Origin of the sequence: Kocuria salsicia (assembly GCF_039532055.1) — a bacterium.
Taxonomy (GTDB): domain Bacteria; phylum Actinomycetota; class Actinomycetes; order Actinomycetales; family Micrococcaceae; genus Kocuria; species Kocuria salsicia.
In genome coordinates this window covers 81,739-97,947 of the sequence record NZ_BAAARF010000008.1, presented here as the reverse complement: position 1 = coordinate 97,947, position 16,209 = coordinate 81,739, and the positions used below count along the sequence as shown (strand labels likewise).

Here is a 16,209-nt window from a genome sequence, read left to right as displayed (position 1 = left end):
TTAACGGCTTGTCAGATCCGCGGCACAGCAGTTCACTGGGAGTAGTTGTCACAGAAAGGATCCACCAGGATGTCCAAGAACCAGACACTTCAGCTCAACGACGGCCACTCCATCCCGCAGCTCGGCTTCGGCGTGTGGCAGGTGGAGTCCGATGTCGCGGAGGACGTGGTGGCCAAGGCCCTGCAGGTGGGCTTCCGCCACATCGACACCGCCGAGATCTACGGCAACGAGGAGGGCGTGGGTCGCGCGATCGCCAAGAGCGGCATCCCCCGCGAGCAGCTCTTCGTGACCACCAAGCTGTGGAACGACAACCAGGGCCACGACTCCGCCCTCCATGCCATCGACGCGTCCCTCGAACGCCTCGGCCTGGACTACGTGGACCTCTACCTCATCCACTGGTCGCAGCCGGAGAAGGGCAAGTACCTGGAGACCTGGAAGGCGTTCCAGGAGATCAAGGACTCCGGCAAGGCACGCTCCATCGGCGTCTCCAACTTCACGCCGAAGGCCCTGCAGGACGTCGTGGACACCGGGGTGGTCCCCGCCGTGCACCAGATCGAGCTGCACCCCTCCTTCAACCAGCAGCACATGCGTGAGATGGATGCCCGCAACGGCATTCTCACAGAGGCGTGGTCCCCGCTGGGACAGGGCAAGGAGGAGCTGCAGGACGAGACCATCGGCCGGATCGCCGAGGCGCACAGGGCCACCCCCGCGCAGGTCATCATCGCGTGGCACCTTGCCATCGGCAACGTGGTCTTCCCCAAGTCCGTGACCCCGGAGCGCATCCAGCAGAACTGGGACGCCCAGCAGGTCACCCTCACAGCGGAGGAGATCGAGGAGATCAACGGTCTCACTCGCGAGGACGGTCGACTGGGCTCGGACCCGGCCGACTTCAACGACTGACCGGGTGACCACCCACGGCCCAGCCGCCGCCCACCCGAGGTGACGCGGCGCCGTCGGCACCCCCGTCCGGCGCTCGCACCTGACGCGCCGACCACGCCGTTCGGCGCGGAGCGATGGCCCCGGGACCCTCACAGGAGGACCCCGGGGCCGTTCCCGTGGTGCGTCGCAGGCCCGGGCACCCAGCCCGGGGGTGCATCATGGACTGTTATGAGTCAGAACAGCCCGGACGGCAGCCACGCGCACACCGCGGCGGCCACACCCCAGCCAGCCATCGACCCGCACAACCCAGCGGGCAGGAAAACCTTCTTCGGCCAGCCCGGAATGCTGGCCAACCTCTTCTCGGTGGAGATGTGGGAGCGCTTCTCCTTCTACGGCATGCAGGCACTGGTCCTGTACTACATGTACTACGCCGTCTCGGACGGCGGTCTGGGCATCGACAAGGGCGTGGCCGCCGGGATCGTGGGTGCCTACGGCGGCACCGTGTACCTGTGCTCCATCCTGGGCGGCTGGATCGCGGACCGGCTGCTGGGCTCCGAGCGCACCATGCTCGCCTCGGCGGTGCTCATCATGGCGGGCCACATCGCCCTGGCCCTCATTCCGAGTGTGCTCGGCCTGACCATCGGCCTGCTGTGCATCGCCGTGGGCTCCGGCGGTCTGAAGACCACGTGCGTGAACCTCGTGGGAACCCTCTACGAGCGTGACGACCCCCGCCGTGACGCGGGCTTCTCCATCTACTACATGGGTGTGAACATCGGTGGCCTGTTCGGCCCCCTGCTCACCGGCTTCGCCTGGGCCAAGTGGGGCTTCCACATGGGCTTCGGTCTCGCCGCGATCTTCATGGCCTTCGGCCTGGTGCAGTACACCCTCACCCGCAAGGGCCTGCCCGCCACGGTGCACACCGTGGCCAACCCGCTGCCCCGCTCGCAGTACGGCAAGTGGATCGGCATCGTCCTGGCGGCCGTGGTGCTCGTGGTGGTGCTGCTGCTCACCGGAGTCCTCAACCCCGCGAACCTCTCCAACGCCGTGATCCTCGTGGTGGTGGTCTCCGCCGTGGCGCTGTTCGTGACCATGCTGCGTGACAAGGAGCTCTCCGCGGACGAGCACTCCCGGGTGATCGCGTTCATCCCCCTGTTCATTGCCACCGCGGCATTCTTCTCGCTGTTCCAGCAGCAGTTCACCGTGCTCGCCATCTACGCGGACACCCGGCTGAACCTCAACCTGTGGGGCTTCGATTTCAAGCCCTCGCTGACCCAGTCCATCAACCCTGTCTTCATCGTCCTGCTGGGCATGGTGTTCGCGGCAGCGTGGACCAAGCTGGGCACCCGCCAGCCGAGCACCCCCGTGAAGTTCGGCGTGGCGCTGCTGCTGATCGGCGTGGCGTTCCTCACCTTCGTGACGCAGGCACACACGCCGTCCGTGTTCATCGGGTGGATCGTGCTCGTGCTGTTCTTCGCCACCCTGGGCGAGCTGTTCCTCTCCCCGGTGGGCCTGTCCCTGGCCACCAAGCTCGCCCCGCGGAAGTTCCCCGTACAGATGATCGCGCTGTACAACCTCTCCGTGGCCCTCGGCACCGCGCTGTCGGGCTCGCTCGCGGAGTTCTACTCCGCGGACAACGAGGTGGGGTACTTCGGCACCATGGGCGCGATCACCATCGTGCTCGGCGTCGTGATGCTCCTGGCGTCCAAGCCCATCCTGAAGCTGATGCGCGGCATCCGCTGAGAACCCCTTCCCGCACCACCGCGCCCCGCGCCGCTTCCACGGCGCGGGGCGCGTCTCTCTCCTCGCCGACGACGCCCGCTCACGTCCCGGACGACGGCACCGCTTCACTCCCTGGGGGACGCCACTCCTCCTCCGGGGCGATGACACCGCACCCCCGGCTCCACGCCGGTGCCCCCGCCCCTACTCCCCATCCCTTATGGTTGCCTGTAAGAATGAGCCGCAGGTCACACCCCGGTGTGATCGGACCGAACATCCGGAGTGGATCCCACAGGGTCCCTTCGTGGAGGAGACCATGAGCGATCCATCATCATCGCGGGGCGCCACCTCGGCGTCAGCGTCGAGGGACACGACCCCCGCACCCGCGGGAGACAGCACCGACTCCGGTGGGCAGAGCCACGAGCTCAAGCGGGTCATGGGCCCGGGACTGCTGCTGCTGTTCATCGTGGGGGACATCCTGGGCACGGGCGTGTATGCCCTCACGGGAAACATCGCCGGGGAGATCGGCGGTGCTGCGTGGGCCCCGATCCTCGTGGCCTTCGTGGTCGCCACGATCACCGCCTTCTCCTACCTGGAGCTGGTGACCAAGTACCCCGGGGCTTCCGGTGCGGCGCTCTACACGCACAAGGCCTTCGGTCTGCACTTCCTCACGTTCCTGGTGACCTTCGCCGTGCTGTGCTCCGGGCTGACGTCCGCTGCCACCGCCTCCAGCACCGTGGCGTCCAACTTCGCCAAGGGCTTCCACCTGGACATGAGCCCCCTGGGCATCACCCTGGTGGCCGTGAGCTTCATGGCGCTGCTGGCGCTGATCAACCTGCGCGGGGTTTCCGAGTCCGTGAAGCTCAACGTGGTGCTCACGGTCATCGAGCTCACCGGCCTGCTCATCGTGATCCTCGTGGGTTTCTGGGCCGCGTTCCAGGGCAACGCGGACTTCAGCCGCACGGTGGTGTTCGAGACCTCTGACGACAAGGGAATGTTCATGGCCCTGACCGCTGTGACCTCCCTGGCGTTCTTCTCCTTCGTGGGCTTCGAGGACTCCGTCAACATGGTCGAGGAGACCAAGGACCCCACCCGCAACTTCCCGCGCGTCATGCTCACGGGCCTGTGCATCACCGGCGTCATCTACGTGCTGGTGTCCCTGTTCACCGTGGCGATCGTCCCCATCGGCGAGCTCGGCGAGTCCACCACCCCGCTGCTCGACGTGGTGAAGATCGGTGCGCCGGGCGTTCCCATCGACACCATCTACCCGTTCCTCACCATCTTCGCGGTGGCGAACACGGCGCTGATCAACATGCTCATGGCCTCCCGACTGCTGTACGGCATGGCCAAGCAGAGTGTGATCCCCGGGTTCCTGGGCAAGGTCCTCCCGCGCCGCCGGACCCCGTGGACGGCCATCATCTTCACCACCGCGCTCGGGATGGTGCTGATCATTCTGGTGAACAACGCCATGGGCAAGGGCACGGCCTCCGCCCTCGGTGGCACCACCGCGCTGCTGCTGCTGGGGGTTTTCACGGTGGTCAACATCGCCGCGATCATCCTGCGCCGTGACCACTCCCAGGAGGGCCACGAGTACTTCCACGCCCCGCGCATCCTGCCCTATCTCGGCGCCGTCACGTGCGCGTTCCTGCTCGGGCCGTGGGCACAGGACACCATCGAGTACCAGATCGCTGTCGTGCTGCTGGCACTCGGCGTGGTGCTGTGGCTCGTGAACTTCCTCTACGGCCGCCTGGTCACCGGGCGCCGCACGCGGTTCCAGCACCCGGAGGACATCGCGCACCTCGAGGACATCGACCGGTGAGCGCAAGTGCCCCCGCAGAACACCCCTCACGACCAGGAGACGCCATGAAGATCGTCGTCGGCTACCTTCCCACCCCCGCCGGCCGAGCCGCCCTGCGCGCAGCCATGGCAGAGGCCACCCTGCGCTCCGCGGAGCTCGTGGTGGTCCAGGCGCACCACACCAAGCGCTGGGGCCGCCACACCAGCCCCGAGGAGACCGAGACGGCACTGCGCGAGGACCGCGCGGCGCTGGAGGAGAGCGGCCTCAAGTACGAGCTCGTGCCCGTGGCGGACGACGCCGATCCTGCGGACATCATCCTCGACGTCACGGACCGCACCCACACCCAGCTTCTCGTGATCGGCACACGCAGGCGCACCCCCGTAGGGAAGCTGATCATGGCACCCACCACGCAGCGCCTGCTGCTCGAAGCGGGCTGCCCCGTCCTGTGCGTCAAGGCCGGGTACGGCTCCGACTGAGCACGCAGCCCCGGGGCTGCCAACGACGACAGACCCCACGAACGACGGCGGGCCGGACCTTTCGAGGTCCGGCCCGCCGTCGTTCGTGGATGGGGATGGTGGGAAGCGTCTCAGGCCGCGCGGTCCGATCGGTGCCCGGTGTGGGCGGAGGCGTCGTATGGAGCCGTGCGAGCTGCGGTGACCACCGGCTGCTGCTCCGTGTAACGGGTGCCCCGCTGAGGTTCAGCACCTGCGCGAGCCGTGGCCGCGGCGGACCGGGCCGCAGTGCGCGCCGTGGCGGGCAGCCGCGGGGTGACCCCGGCCTGCTGCCAGGAGAAGCCGAAGGCGAGCGCGGGAACCACGGTGTTGGCCACGGAGGCGCCGACCATCACACCCGCGGCGGCCACGGGCAGCGCCGCAAGGACGTCCAGGGGGTAGTGCGCCCCGGAGTACACCCGGGCCGCGGCCACGAGCGCCGTGGTGAGACCACCCCACAGCAGGAGGTTGCGACGGGCGCGCCGACTCGACGCCACCAGGCTCAGCGCGAGGACGATGGCCACCGCCGCGCCCGTGTGCGAGGACGGGAAGGACAGGGAGCCGGTCACGGGACTCAGGGGGTCGCCCGTGAGGAAGGTGGGGCGGGGGCGCTCCACGAGGACCTTCACGAGGCCCACCGCACCCCAGCCCGCGAGGGCGAGGATGCCGAAACCCGTGGCGTCCAGGGGGCGTCGTCGGACGACCGTGAGCCACCCGATGACGGCGGCCACGATGAGCACCACTGCACCGTTGGACAGTGCGAACGTCACCGCCGTGGCCAGGGTGTCCAAGAGGACGTTGCGATGCTGGGACAGCCCCTCGAGCAACGCGGTCTCCCCGTCGGTGACCTGCGGTGACAACACCAGCAACCGACCGATCGTCGCCGTCAGAAGCACGGTGACGAGAGGTACGGCCACGCGGTGTCGCAACTGCGGCAACTGCCACGGGGACCCGCCCGGCGAGGGGGAAGTGTACTGCGCCGGATTGGTCATGACCCAATGGTGACACGGGACACCGAGTGAACCCTGATCACGGCGTGTCGTGACGAGCAGGGAACAAAAACATGACGGAACATGATGTTTCACGTGAAACACGTGATTAATAAACAATTTATAGAGTTTTTATTCTTCAGCCAGAATGTTTTCCGGCCACGCATCACGCATGCTGTGTGCGCCACGGCAGGAGCCCACTGCGGGGTTTGTTTACTTTCCCCTGTGCCCGTCCTACTCTTGGGACACTGTCCTTCCCCGGCAGCCGCTCCATCCGGGCCGATCAGGCCCGGGAGACCCGCAGCGACGCGCCCTCGCCCCCGGTGACTCTCCGGAGGCACGGCGTCTTCCCGGGCGTGGGACTCTCATGAGGGTTCGACACTGCACAGCAAGGGAGCTGCGGGATGAGTCATCCAGGGCAAGCACATCAGCCGGAACGTCATCAGACGAACACCGGCGCGGTCATCCGCATCACGACCGTGGCCGCCTTCGGTGGTCTCCTCTTCGGGTACGACTCCGCCGTGATCAACGGCGCGGTCTCCTCCATCCAGTCCACGTTCGACGTCGGCCCCGGCCCCCTCGGCTTTGCGGTTGCCGCGGCGCTGCTTGGTGCGGCGGTCGGCGCGTTCTTCGGCTCGCGCATCGCAGACCGCACGGGGCGCATCCCGATCATGAAGGTCGCGGCGCTGCTGTTCCTGCTCTCCGCGATCGGCTGCGCCCTCACCCAGTCCATCGAGTGGCTCGTCTTCTGGCGAGTGGTGGGCGGCATCGGCGTGGGCGTGGCTTCGGTGATCGCCCCGGCGTACATCGCGGAAGTCGCACCGGCCCACCTGCGCGGGCGACTCGGCTCGCTGCAGCAGATGGGCATCGTGCTCGGCATCTTTCTGTCCCTGTTGATCGACGCCCTGCTCGCCAACTGGGCGGGCGGCGCCGCCCAGGAGCTGTGGTTCGGTCTCGCAGCCTGGCGATGGATGTTCCTCGTCATGGCCGTGCCCGCCGTCGGCTACGGCGTGGGTGCGTTCATGATCCCCGAGTCCCCGCGGTACCTGGTCTCCGCGGGCCGCCCGGACGAGGCGCGCGCCGTTCTCTCCCGCATCCACGGCGACGAGGCCGTGGACTCCCGAGTGGCGAAGATCGAGAGCACCGTCAACAACGAGCGCAAGCCCCGCTTCGCGGACCTGCGCGGTTCCCTGGCCGGGCTCAAGCCCGTGGTGTGGGTGGGCATCGGCCTCGCCGCGCTGCAGCAGTTCGTGGGCATCAACGTGATCTTCTACTACTCCAACGTGCTGTGGGAGTCCGTGGGCTTCAAGGAGTCGGACTCCTTCACCATCTCGGTGGCCACCTCCGTGGTCAACGTGCTGGTCACGATCGTGGCCATCTTCCTGGTCGACCGCATCGGCCGCCGTCCCCTGCTGCTCGTGGGCTCGGCCGGGATGACCGCCTCCCTGGCGGTCCTCGCGGTCGTCTTCGCCACGGCCAACAAGGTCATGGTGGACGGCCAGCTCACCCCGGACCTCGGCCCCGTGGCCGGCCCGCTCGCGCTGATCGCCGCCAACCTCTTCGTGGTGTTCTTCGGCGTCTCGTGGGGTCCGCTCATGTGGGTCCTGCTGGGCGAGATGTTCCCCAACCACATCCGCGGTGCCGCCCTGGCGGTCGCCGGGGCCGTGCAGTGGATCGCCAACTGGGGCGTCACTGTCTCCTTCCCGTCCCTGTCCAACTACTCGCTGGGCCTGACCTACGGCATCTACGCGTTCTTCGCGCTGGTGTCCCTGGTCTTCACCGTGAAGATGGTGCGGGAGACCAACAACGTGGAGCTCGAGGACATGCGGGCCTGATCCCCTTCCCCAGCACCACCACGATGCCCCGGATCCGCCACGCGGACCGGGGCATCGTCATGGGCGGCGCCACAATGACGTAGTTACCGCCGGGTTCGGGTATTTTCGAGACACATCTCATGAGACACACCTCACAGGGATCGCCCCGCGTGGTGATCACTCGAACTTCAACGGCGAAAAGAGAGCATCCCATGACGCATCCCACAGCCACACGTTCCACGGACCGCAAGTCCGCGGGCCACGTGATCGTCGACTCCCTCGCAGCCCACGGGGTGCAGCGGGCCTACGTAGTCCCGGGCGAGAGCTATCTGGACGTGCTGGACGGGCTGCACAATTCACCCATCGAGACAGTGGTGTGCCGCCAGGAGGGCGGTGCCGCGTACATGGCGGAGGCGGACGGGAAGATGAACACCGTGCCGGGCGTGGCCATGGTGACCCGCGGTCCGGGTGCGGCCAACGCGCACGTGGGGCTGCACACGGCGTGGCAGGACTCCACCCCCATGGTGCTCTTCGTGGGTCTCATCCCGTTCGAGCACCGGGAGAAGGAGGCCTTCCAGGAATTCGACCCCCACTCGTGGTTCGCGTCCGGCGCCAAGCGGGTGATGGTCCTGGACCACGCGGAGCGCGCGTCCGAGTACGTGGCGGAGGCCATGTTCGCGGCGCGCTCCGGACGCCCCGGACCCGTGGTGGTGGGGCTGCCGGAGGACATCATCACGCGGAAGATCGACCCTGCGCTGCACCCCGAGATCCCCGTGGCGGGCGGAGGCATGACCGTGGAGGACTGGAAGGCCCTGGAGACGGCCCTCCAGGAGTCCAGCAAGCCGCTGTTCGTCTTCGGCGGCAACGACTGGACCACGGAGGGCGCGGAGAAGTTCACCGGTTGGCTGGAGCAGCACCACATCCCGGCCGCCGCGGAGTGGCGCTGCGAGGGGACCGTGCCGTTCGGCTCCCCCTCCTACGTGGGGCCGATCGGCTACGGGCGCCCCAAGCCCACCGTGGACCTCCTGGAGGAGACGGACCTGCTGGTCTTCGTGGGAACCGTCCCCGGCGACGTGATCACGAACGGCTTCCTGGTGCGCCAGGACTGGTCCAAGCACAACTTCATCGTGACCATGGACCCCTCCATGCGCGGCCGATCCGGGCCCGTGACCTACCAGATCGTGGCCAAACCTGACGTCTTCGTGCGAGACCTCGTGCGCATGGAGCTGCCGGTCAAGGACGTGTGGCGGGACTGGTGCTCCCGCATGCGGCGCCAGCAGGAGAAGTTCTCCGCGCCCACCGAGACCCACCCCGAGGACGGCCCGGCCAGGATGGACACCATGATGGCGAACCTCGTGGCCACGCTTCCCGAGGATGCCATGGTCACGTTCGGGGCAGGTGAGCACACCAACTGGGCGCACCGCTACTTCCCCACCAACGGTTACGCGTCGATGATCTCGGCCCGCAATGGTTCCATGGGCTACTCGATACCCTCCGCAGTCGCCGCCTCCCTCAACCACCCCGGGCGCCGGGTGGTCTCGATCGCCGGGGACGGGGAGTTCCTGATGAACGGCCAGGAGATCGCTACCGCCGCGCAGTACGGTGCCACCCCGCTCGTGATCGTGATGGACAACCAGGAGTACGGCACCATCCGCACCCACCAGGAGGTGCAGTACCCGGGGCACGTCTCCGGCACGCAGCTGAAGAACCCGGACTTCGCAGCCATGGCCCGCGCCTTCCACGGCTTCGGGGTGCGCGTGGAGCGGGAGTCGGAGATCCCCGCGGCCCTCGAGCAGGCCTGCCGCGCGATCGACGAGGAGCACATCTTCGCCCTGATCCACCTCATTGTGGAGCAGCGCCGCAAAGCATACTGACTGTTCGTGTTGGGTTCATCCCGGACGATGACGCCGCCGCGGCGCCCCCTTCGACGGGAGGGGCACCGCGATGTCGTCGTCCCTGGGAAGGGGCGCGGCCTCAGCGCAGGGGGTGCTCGAGCTGGTCCCGATGCATGCGCCCCACCAGCACCGCGGCAACACCCAGCGCGGGGGTGAGCACCGCGACGCCCCAGAACACCGCCTCGGGCGGCAGCACCTGGGACACCGGGCCGGCCAAGGCCATGGAGACCGGCATGAGGGAGAGCGAGACGAAGAAGTCCAGGGAGGAGATTCGACCCAGCATGTGCCCCGGAACCCGGCGCTGCAGCAGTGTCCCCCAGATCACCTGGCCCGCTCCACCGGTGGCCCCGAACACGCACAGCGCGAGTGCCATGACCCACCACGAGTGCGTGCTGCCCACGAGTCCGAACGGCAGCGTGCCGAAGCCCCAGAGCCAGATCATGGTGGTCAGGTACTTGCGCGGCAGCTGGAAGGACGCCATGATGCTCGCGCCCACGGCCGTGGAGACCCCGTAGAGCCCGAGCATCGCACCGTAGCCCGCCACCGTGCCGCCCAGGCGATCCACCACCAGGAACGGCACGAGCACCTCCAGGGGGCCCGTGAAGAGGAACACGGCGCTCATGGCCCACAGCAGCGTCCACAGCAGCCAGGGCGTGCGCAGGCAGTAGCGGAACCCCTCCACGAGGTCCCGCAGGGCGGAGGACCGGGCGGGCGCACCGTCGTCCACGGGAGCGACGTCGCGCTCCGGGAGCCGCAGCCGCAGCATGAAGAAGAGCGCGATCCCGTGGGCCACCGCGATCGCCAGCACCGGGGCACCCGGCAGGGCGAGCCCCGTGAGGACTCCGCCCACCGCGGGGCCAGCGGCGAGCTGCAGCAGCGGGCGGGCTGTGCCCTCCACACCGTTGGCCGCGAGCAGCTGCTCCGGGGGCAGGACGCGGGGAAGGGCGGCCGAGTAGGCGGGGTAGAAGAAGCCCACGGCGCCCGAGAACACGAACGCGGCGAGCGCCAGGTGCCACAGGGCGAGGGTGTCAGTCCAGGTCAGCACGACGATGGCCAGGGCGGTGGTGAGGTTGGCGAGCTCCACGCAGCGCAGGATCACGGGCAGCGGGAAGCGGTCCGCGGCCACCCCGCCCACGAGCACGAAGACCACCGCACCGACCGCACCGGCCGAGGTGACGACGGAGAGGTCCACCGCCGAGCCCCCGAGGGCCATCACGCGGGCCACGAGTGCCACGGCCCAGAGCCCGGAGCCGAAGACGCTCACGCACATGGCCAGCACCAGCACGGTGTAGGCCCGGGAGGAGAATGGTCTGAGGGCTCGGGGCAGAGGCACCGTCACAGGCTACCGGCCGGGCGCGGCACCTCGTGGGCAGGGCCCACACCATGGCCTACCGTGGGACCGAGAACCCGCCCCACTGCCCCGAGGAGCACACCGTGCGCGCAACCCATGTCCCGGCCACCGGGATTGTCAACGTCGAACAGTGGCCCGAACCGGAGGCCACGCGGGACGGAGAGTTCGTGGCCCGCGTGGTGGCGGCCTCTGTGTGCGGCTCGGACCTGCACTCCGCCCTGCACGGGACGCTGCACCCCCGCGGCCCGGAGCTCGCGGGCTATCCCGGCCACGAAGGGGTGGGCGTGGTCGTGTCCTCCCGTTCGGAGAAGTTCCCCGTGGGCACACCGGTGCTGTGCGTGCCGCCGGGTGAGCTGGGCGGCACATTCGCCGAGTTCATCCTGCTGGACGAGGACCACGCGGTCGCGCTGCCCCCGGAGGTGGACCCGGAGGACCTCACCACCATGCGCCGGTACATGATGGCGCAGCAGATGGGCACGTGCCTCTACGCGATGAACCTCTACTGGCCCCGCGAGGTCCCCGAGCGCCACGCGGGCACGTGCGTGATCATGGGCGCGGGCTCGGCCGGCCTCTTCTTCCTGCAGGACGCCCTGCTGCGCGGCTTCGAGCAGGTGATCGTCTCGGACACCCAGCAGCACCGCCTGGACATCGCCCGCCGACTCGGCGCCCGCACGGTCCTGGTGCCGGACGAGAGCCTGCCGGAGGTCGTCTCCGAGCTCACTGGCAACGCAGGGGCGGACCTCGTGATCGAGGCCGTAGGGTCGGACGCGCTGCGGGCGGAGGCTGTGGAGGTCGTTGCCCACCGCGGCATCGTGGGGTGGTTCGGGCTGTACGAGAACTTCGATCCCGCCCCCGTCCCCATCTACGAGGTCTTCCGCAAGTGCGTGCGCCTGCAGGGCTCGGTCGCGGCTCAGTCCGAGCCCGGACTGGTGTCCTTCCACGAGGCCGTGCGCCGCATCCGGGACGGCGAGGTGGACGTGGACTACTGCCTGGGCCCCGTGCACACCCTCGAGGAGACGGGCCAGGTGCTGCGGATCGCGGAGCGCGGCGGTGACGGGAACGTGAAGTTCACGATCACTCCGTAGCGTCCTGCTCCCGACGCCGTTCCCGCAGGCTCGTGAGGATCTGCAGCCCCACCGGGATCAGGGACAGCGCCACGATCAGCACGGCGATCAGGTCCACGTTGTCCCGGATGAAGGGGATGCCGCCCAGCAGGGAGCCGGCCACCACCATGATGGTCACCCACAGGAAGCCTCCCAGGATGTTCCACCCCACGAACTGGCGGTACGGGTGCCGCGCGGTGCCGGCCACCAGGGGGACGTACGTGCGCACGATCGGCACGAAGCGCGCGAGCACGATCGCCCGGCCGCCGTACTTCAGGAAGAAGTCCTCGGTCTGGGTGAGGTACTTGGTCTTCAGGAACCGGGCGTCGTCGGAGAAGAACCGCCGTCCGAACCTGTGGCCCAGGTAGTAGCCCACCTGGTCACCGGCCACGGCCGCGAGGAACGGCACGAGGATCATGAGCCACAGCGGGATGTGCAGCGCCTGGTGCAGCAGCCCGCACGCGAAGAGCAGCGAGTCGCCGGGCAGGAAGGGGAACAGCAGGCCGGACTCGATGAACACCATCAGGGCAGTCCCCGCGAGCGCCCACGGGCCCAGTTGTTCGAGCAGCTGGGCTGGATCCCCCAGGGGGAGCAGTTCCGGGGTGAGCAGCCCCGCCGTGTGCATCAGTTCAGGGGTCATGGTGTCCTAGTATGCCTTCCCTCGCCGGGCCGTGCGGGTGAGGTGCCCCCGCACGCAGGATCCCTCAGTTCTTCTGCGGCTTCACGAACGGGAACCCCAGCACCTCCCGGATGGAGGTGGCCGTCATGAGCATGACCAGCCGGTCTAGTCCGATCCCCAGCCCGCCGGCGGGTGGCATGCCCACCTCGAGGGCGTCCAGGAAGTCGTCGTCCACCTCCATGGCCTCCGGATCCCCCGCCGTGGCCTTGAGGGACTGCTCCGTGAGCCGGTGGCGCTGCACCACGGGGTCGGTCAGCTCCGAGTACGCGGTGCCCAGCTCCATCCCGTTGACCACCAGGTCCCAGCGCTCCACGAGCCCCGGCTCGCTGCGGTGCGGCGCGGTCAGCGGCGAGGTCTCCTCGGGGAAGTCGCAGTAGAACGTGGGGAACACCGTGAGCGGCTCCACGAGCTCCTCGTAGAGGGCCTCGAGCACGGCGCCGGGACCCATGCCCGGGCCGATCTCCACGTCATGCGCCGCCGCCGCCTGCAGCAGCACCTCGAAGTCCGTTCGGATCGAGATCTCGCGCCCCACGGCCCGGCTCACGGCGTCCGTCACGGTGACCACGGGCCACGGCCCGGAGACGTCCGTGGGGGTGGGCTCGGCGTCCGGGGCGTGGACGTCCCGCAGCGGCAGTACGGGCGCACCGTGCAGTGCCGTGGCCACGGCCTTGACCAGGCGCTCGGTCAGCTGCCGCATGACCGTGTAGTCCGCGTACGGGTGGTACGCCTCCAGCGCCGTGAACTCGGGGTTGTGGGTGGCGTCCGCGCCCTCGTTGCGGAAGTTGCGGGCCACCTCGAAGATCGGCCCGCTTCCCGCCACGAGCAGCCGCTTCAGGTACAGCTCCGGGGCGATGCGCAGTGTGAGGTCCATGCCGTACGCGTTGATGAACGTGCGGAACGGCCGGGCGGAGGCGCCGCCGTGCACGGTGTTCAGCACGGGCGTCTCGACCTCCCGGTACCCCTCCTCCTGCAGCAGCCGGCGGACGGTGTCCACGGCCTGCGAGCGCTGCCGCAGCAGGTCCATCCCGTGCGGGTGCACCAGCAGGTCCAGGGAGCGTCTGCGCAGCCGCTGCTCGGGGTTCTCGAAACCGCTGTAGGGCACCGGTTGCAGGGCCTTCGCCGCCACGGTCACGCGCCGCGCGAGAATGGACTCCGTCCCCGTGCGAGAGTTCCCCCACCGACCGTCCACCACCAGGAGGTCCCCCACGTCCAGGTTGCGCCGGATCGTGGACCACGTGGAGTCCACGCGTGCGCGGTCCACGAGCACCTGGACGGTCACGCCGCCGTCGGTGAGGTCCACGAAGCCCACGCCGCCGAAGTCGCGGAACCGCCGCACCCGCCCGCTGGTCCGCACCTCCGACGACGACGCCGCGTCGCCTCGCAGGCGCGCGGCCTGCGTGTGCGCGACGGTCTCCGCAGGGGCCAGCCCCACGGGGTACGGGTTGACCCCGTCGCGGGCCAGGGCACGGGCGTGGCGCATGCGGTGGCGCGTCTGCTGCGAGCGCCGGGGCGCGAGCACCCGCATGGGCGCCGGCTCGTGCTGGATCTCCAGGATCTGCTCGAGCGTCCCCGCGTCGAGCTCCGGCTGCGGGGGCGTGCGCACGAACACCGCGGGCAGGAAGCCCTCCACCTGGGCGGTCGCCACGGCCATGCGGGGCAGGGCCAGGACACCGTCGAAGCACGCGTAGCGCGGTACCCACTCGGGCAGGTACTTGGCGTTGGAGCGGTAGAGGCTCTCCAGCTGGAAGAAGCGGTCCATGTAGCCCAGCACCGAGGAGTTGAACCGGGTGATCACGCCCGCACCCAGTTTCTCGGAGTCCTCGAAGACCCCGCGGAACATCGCGAAGTTCAGGGAGACCCGTCTGATCCCGTGCGATGCGCAGTGCTCCATCAGGTCCGTGACCATCAGCTCGGTGACGCCGTTCGGGGTGTGCGGTGCCCGGCGCATCACGTCCAGGGACAGCCCGCCGCGGCCCCACGGCACGAAGGAGAGCAGCCCCTGCTCTGCCCCGTGCTCGTCCCGGGCCACCACCAGCAGGCACTGCCCGTCAGCCGGATCCCCCCACCTGTTCAGGGCCATGGAGAACCCGCGGTCCGGCTCATCGCCACGCCACTGGTCCGCGAGCACACCCAGCCGCGTCAGCTCCTCCGGCGGGAAGTCCTGGTGGCGGGCGATCTCCGTGACCAGCCCGGCACGGCGCGCTCGCCGAACGGCCCGGCGCACCGGCGTCATGGACGAGTTGGCCAGGGAGTAGCGGTCCGGGTGCAGGACGGCCTCGTCCCCCATGACGAGCACGCTGAGGCCCGCTTCCGCATATGCCCGTGCCGCACGTTCCGAGGCGGAGGTGACCGCGGGCAGCAGACCGTAGTGGTGGGCACGGTCGAGCCAACGCCGGATGGCGTCCGGCCACACCGCGGGATCGCCCACCGGGTCTCCGGAGGCGATCGAGACCTGCCCGACTACCCGGAACGTCACGCAGGCCCGGCCGTCCGCGGAGAACACTGCGGACTTGTCCCGCCGCGTGGCGAAGTACCCCAGGGAGTCCTCACCCCCGAACTCGCGCAGCAGCGAGCGCACCGCCACCTCGTCCTCGGGCCGCCACGCGGCCGAGCGGGAGCTGGAGCGCAGGAAGATCAGCACGGCAAGCACGATGGTCAGGGCCAGCAGGGCCGAGGTGAGCTCGGGGAGCCAGGGCGGCACGGTGCTGAGGTAGCGACGTCGCGGGCCCGCCCACCCGAGGCTGCGCACGAGCGCCTCCCCCAGGACGTTCCAGTCGTCGATGGCCGAGCTGGTGGTCGCGAGCAGCAGCGCGTGCGTGGCCGCGACCGTGAGGACCACGCCGCCCACCAGCATCGCCAGCGCGGCGAGTGCACCCCGGGACTCGGTGCGGGCAGGGAACGCGGGGCGCAGCCACCACAGCAGGCCCAGTGCGGCGATGCCCACCGCCACGGCGACCGCGTCGAGCATGGGACTGACCCACACCGGGAAGGGGCCGTGGTGCGGCAGGTCCGGGACCACGGCGCGCAGCACCAGCCTGAGCACCGACCAGGTGACACCCACCACCTGGGTGGTGCCCACCAGTACCAGGGCGATCCGCTTGCGCCGCACGAGCGCGCCCGTCAGCAGCCCGAGCACCACCACGGAGACCAGGGACGGCGCCACGGGGAGGTTGAGGGTTCCGAAGAGGATGCTCGGCAGCGGGTTGACCCGGGTGACCCAGTGCAGCAGCAGCAGCACCACACCCGCCGCCGTGGCCAGCGCGAAGATCCAGATAAGGATTCGTGCCCAGCGCTCCTGCCGGGCCGTGGCGGTCCTGACGTCCCGTGTGCGCCTGCCGCGTACCACCTGGGTGTTACCCATCAACTCCCCTTCGAGGGCCCGGCAGAGCGTTCCGGCCGGGTCGGTTGTCCCTATGCTGTGTGCCGAACCGGCACCGCTGAGTACGTCCTACGTCCGGCGGCTCGGCACTGCTGACAAGATACGTGGGAAACCA

11 protein-coding genes are annotated in these 16,209 nt (G+C 69.2%); 7 read left to right on the top strand and 4 right to left on the bottom strand.

The features are described 5' to 3' along the window. Positions 1-69: 69 nt before the first annotated feature. The 4 genes from ABD264_RS07585 to ABD264_RS07570 all read left to right on the top strand — a co-directional run bounded on the left by ABD264_RS07585 (position 70) and on the right by ABD264_RS07570 (position 4,869). On the top strand, positions 70-900 hold the full coding sequence (locus ABD264_RS07585) for an aldo/keto reductase (protein WP_144941509.1): 831 nt from the start codon (positions 70-72) through the stop codon (positions 898-900). A 207-nt stretch (positions 901-1,107) separates the two neighbouring features. Continuing rightward, complete coding sequence (locus tag ABD264_RS07580; RefSeq protein WP_344205276.1) at positions 1,108-2,619, top strand: peptide MFS transporter; 1,512 nt, start codon at positions 1,108-1,110, stop codon at positions 2,617-2,619. Between the two features lie 292 nt (positions 2,620-2,911). Continuing rightward, complete coding sequence (locus tag ABD264_RS07575) at positions 2,912-4,414, top strand: APC family permease (RefSeq protein ID WP_344205274.1); 1,503 nt, start codon at positions 2,912-2,914, stop codon at positions 4,412-4,414. A gap of 44 nt (positions 4,415-4,458) precedes the next feature. Further along, positions 4,459-4,869, top strand: a complete 411-nt coding sequence (locus ABD264_RS07570; protein ID WP_145011244.1) for a universal stress protein — start codon at positions 4,459-4,461, stop codon at positions 4,867-4,869. A gap of 110 nt (positions 4,870-4,979) precedes the next feature. Here the strand turns inward: ABD264_RS07570 and ABD264_RS07565 are convergent, their stop codons facing one another. Further along, positions 4,980-5,876, bottom strand: a complete 897-nt coding sequence (locus tag ABD264_RS07565; protein WP_344205272.1) for a phosphatase PAP2 family protein — start codon at positions 5,874-5,876, stop codon at positions 4,980-4,982. 401 nt (positions 5,877-6,277) lie between these two features. Here ABD264_RS07565 and ABD264_RS07560 point away from each other — a divergent pair, with 401 nt between their 5' ends. Next, positions 6,278-7,708: a sugar porter family MFS transporter gene (locus ABD264_RS07560; protein WP_144941519.1), complete on the top strand. Its 1,431-nt coding sequence runs from the start codon at positions 6,278-6,280 to the stop codon at positions 7,706-7,708. A 191-nt stretch (positions 7,709-7,899) separates the two neighbouring features. Next, positions 7,900-9,561: a thiamine pyrophosphate-dependent enzyme gene (locus tag ABD264_RS07555; protein WP_126874187.1), complete on the top strand. Its 1,662-nt coding sequence runs from the start codon at positions 7,900-7,902 to the stop codon at positions 9,559-9,561. 100 nt (positions 9,562-9,661) lie between these two features. On the opposite strand, the gene ABD264_RS07550 is transcribed toward ABD264_RS07555, so the two are convergent. After that, on the bottom strand, positions 9,662-10,915 hold the full coding sequence (locus ABD264_RS07550; RefSeq protein WP_144941521.1) for an MFS transporter: 1,254 nt from the start codon (positions 10,913-10,915) through the stop codon (positions 9,662-9,664). Positions 10,916-11,016: 101 nt separating this feature from the next. Between ABD264_RS07550 and ABD264_RS07545 the strand changes: the two genes are divergently transcribed. Next, the gene (locus ABD264_RS07545) at positions 11,017-12,018 is read left to right on the top strand and encodes a zinc-binding dehydrogenase (RefSeq protein ID WP_126874185.1); all 1,002 of its coding nucleotides are present in this window, start codon (positions 11,017-11,019) and stop codon (positions 12,016-12,018) included. Here the strand turns inward: ABD264_RS07545 and ABD264_RS07540 are convergent. Further along, positions 12,008-12,676, bottom strand: coding sequence for a DedA family protein (locus tag ABD264_RS07540; protein WP_232300396.1), 669 nt, complete (start codon positions 12,674-12,676; stop codon positions 12,008-12,010). The two genes, ABD264_RS07545 and ABD264_RS07540, sit on opposite strands and share 11 nt — an antisense overlap. A gap of 64 nt (positions 12,677-12,740) precedes the next feature. Continuing rightward, complete coding sequence (gene lysX / locus ABD264_RS07535; protein ID WP_344205267.1) at positions 12,741-16,076, bottom strand: bifunctional lysylphosphatidylglycerol synthetase/lysine--tRNA ligase LysX; 3,336 nt, start codon at positions 16,074-16,076, stop codon at positions 12,741-12,743. Positions 16,077-16,209 lie beyond the last annotated feature (133 nt).

Coding starts and splice junctions, on each gene's coding strand:
- ABD264_RS07570 (WP_145011244.1), top strand. CDS start 4,459: ATGAAGATCGTCGTCGGCTACCTTCCCACCCCCGCCGGCCGAGCCGCC.
- ABD264_RS07540 (WP_232300396.1), bottom strand. CDS start 12,676: ATGACCCCTGAACTGATGCACACGGCGGGGCTGCTCACCCCGGAACTG.
- ABD264_RS07580 (WP_344205276.1), top strand. CDS start 1,108: ATGAGTCAGAACAGCCCGGACGGCAGCCACGCGCACACCGCGGCGGCC.
- ABD264_RS07585 (WP_144941509.1), top strand. CDS start 70: ATGTCCAAGAACCAGACACTTCAGCTCAACGACGGCCACTCCATCCCG.
- ABD264_RS07555 (WP_126874187.1), top strand. CDS start 7,900: ATGACGCATCCCACAGCCACACGTTCCACGGACCGCAAGTCCGCGGGC.
- lysX (WP_344205267.1), bottom strand. CDS start 16,076: ATGGGTAACACCCAGGTGGTACGCGGCAGGCGCACACGGGACGTCAGG.
- ABD264_RS07565 (WP_344205272.1), bottom strand. CDS start 5,876: ATGACCAATCCGGCGCAGTACACTTCCCCCTCGCCGGGCGGGTCCCCG.
- ABD264_RS07575 (WP_344205274.1), top strand. CDS start 2,912: ATGAGCGATCCATCATCATCGCGGGGCGCCACCTCGGCGTCAGCGTCG.
- ABD264_RS07560 (WP_144941519.1), top strand. CDS start 6,278: ATGAGTCATCCAGGGCAAGCACATCAGCCGGAACGTCATCAGACGAAC.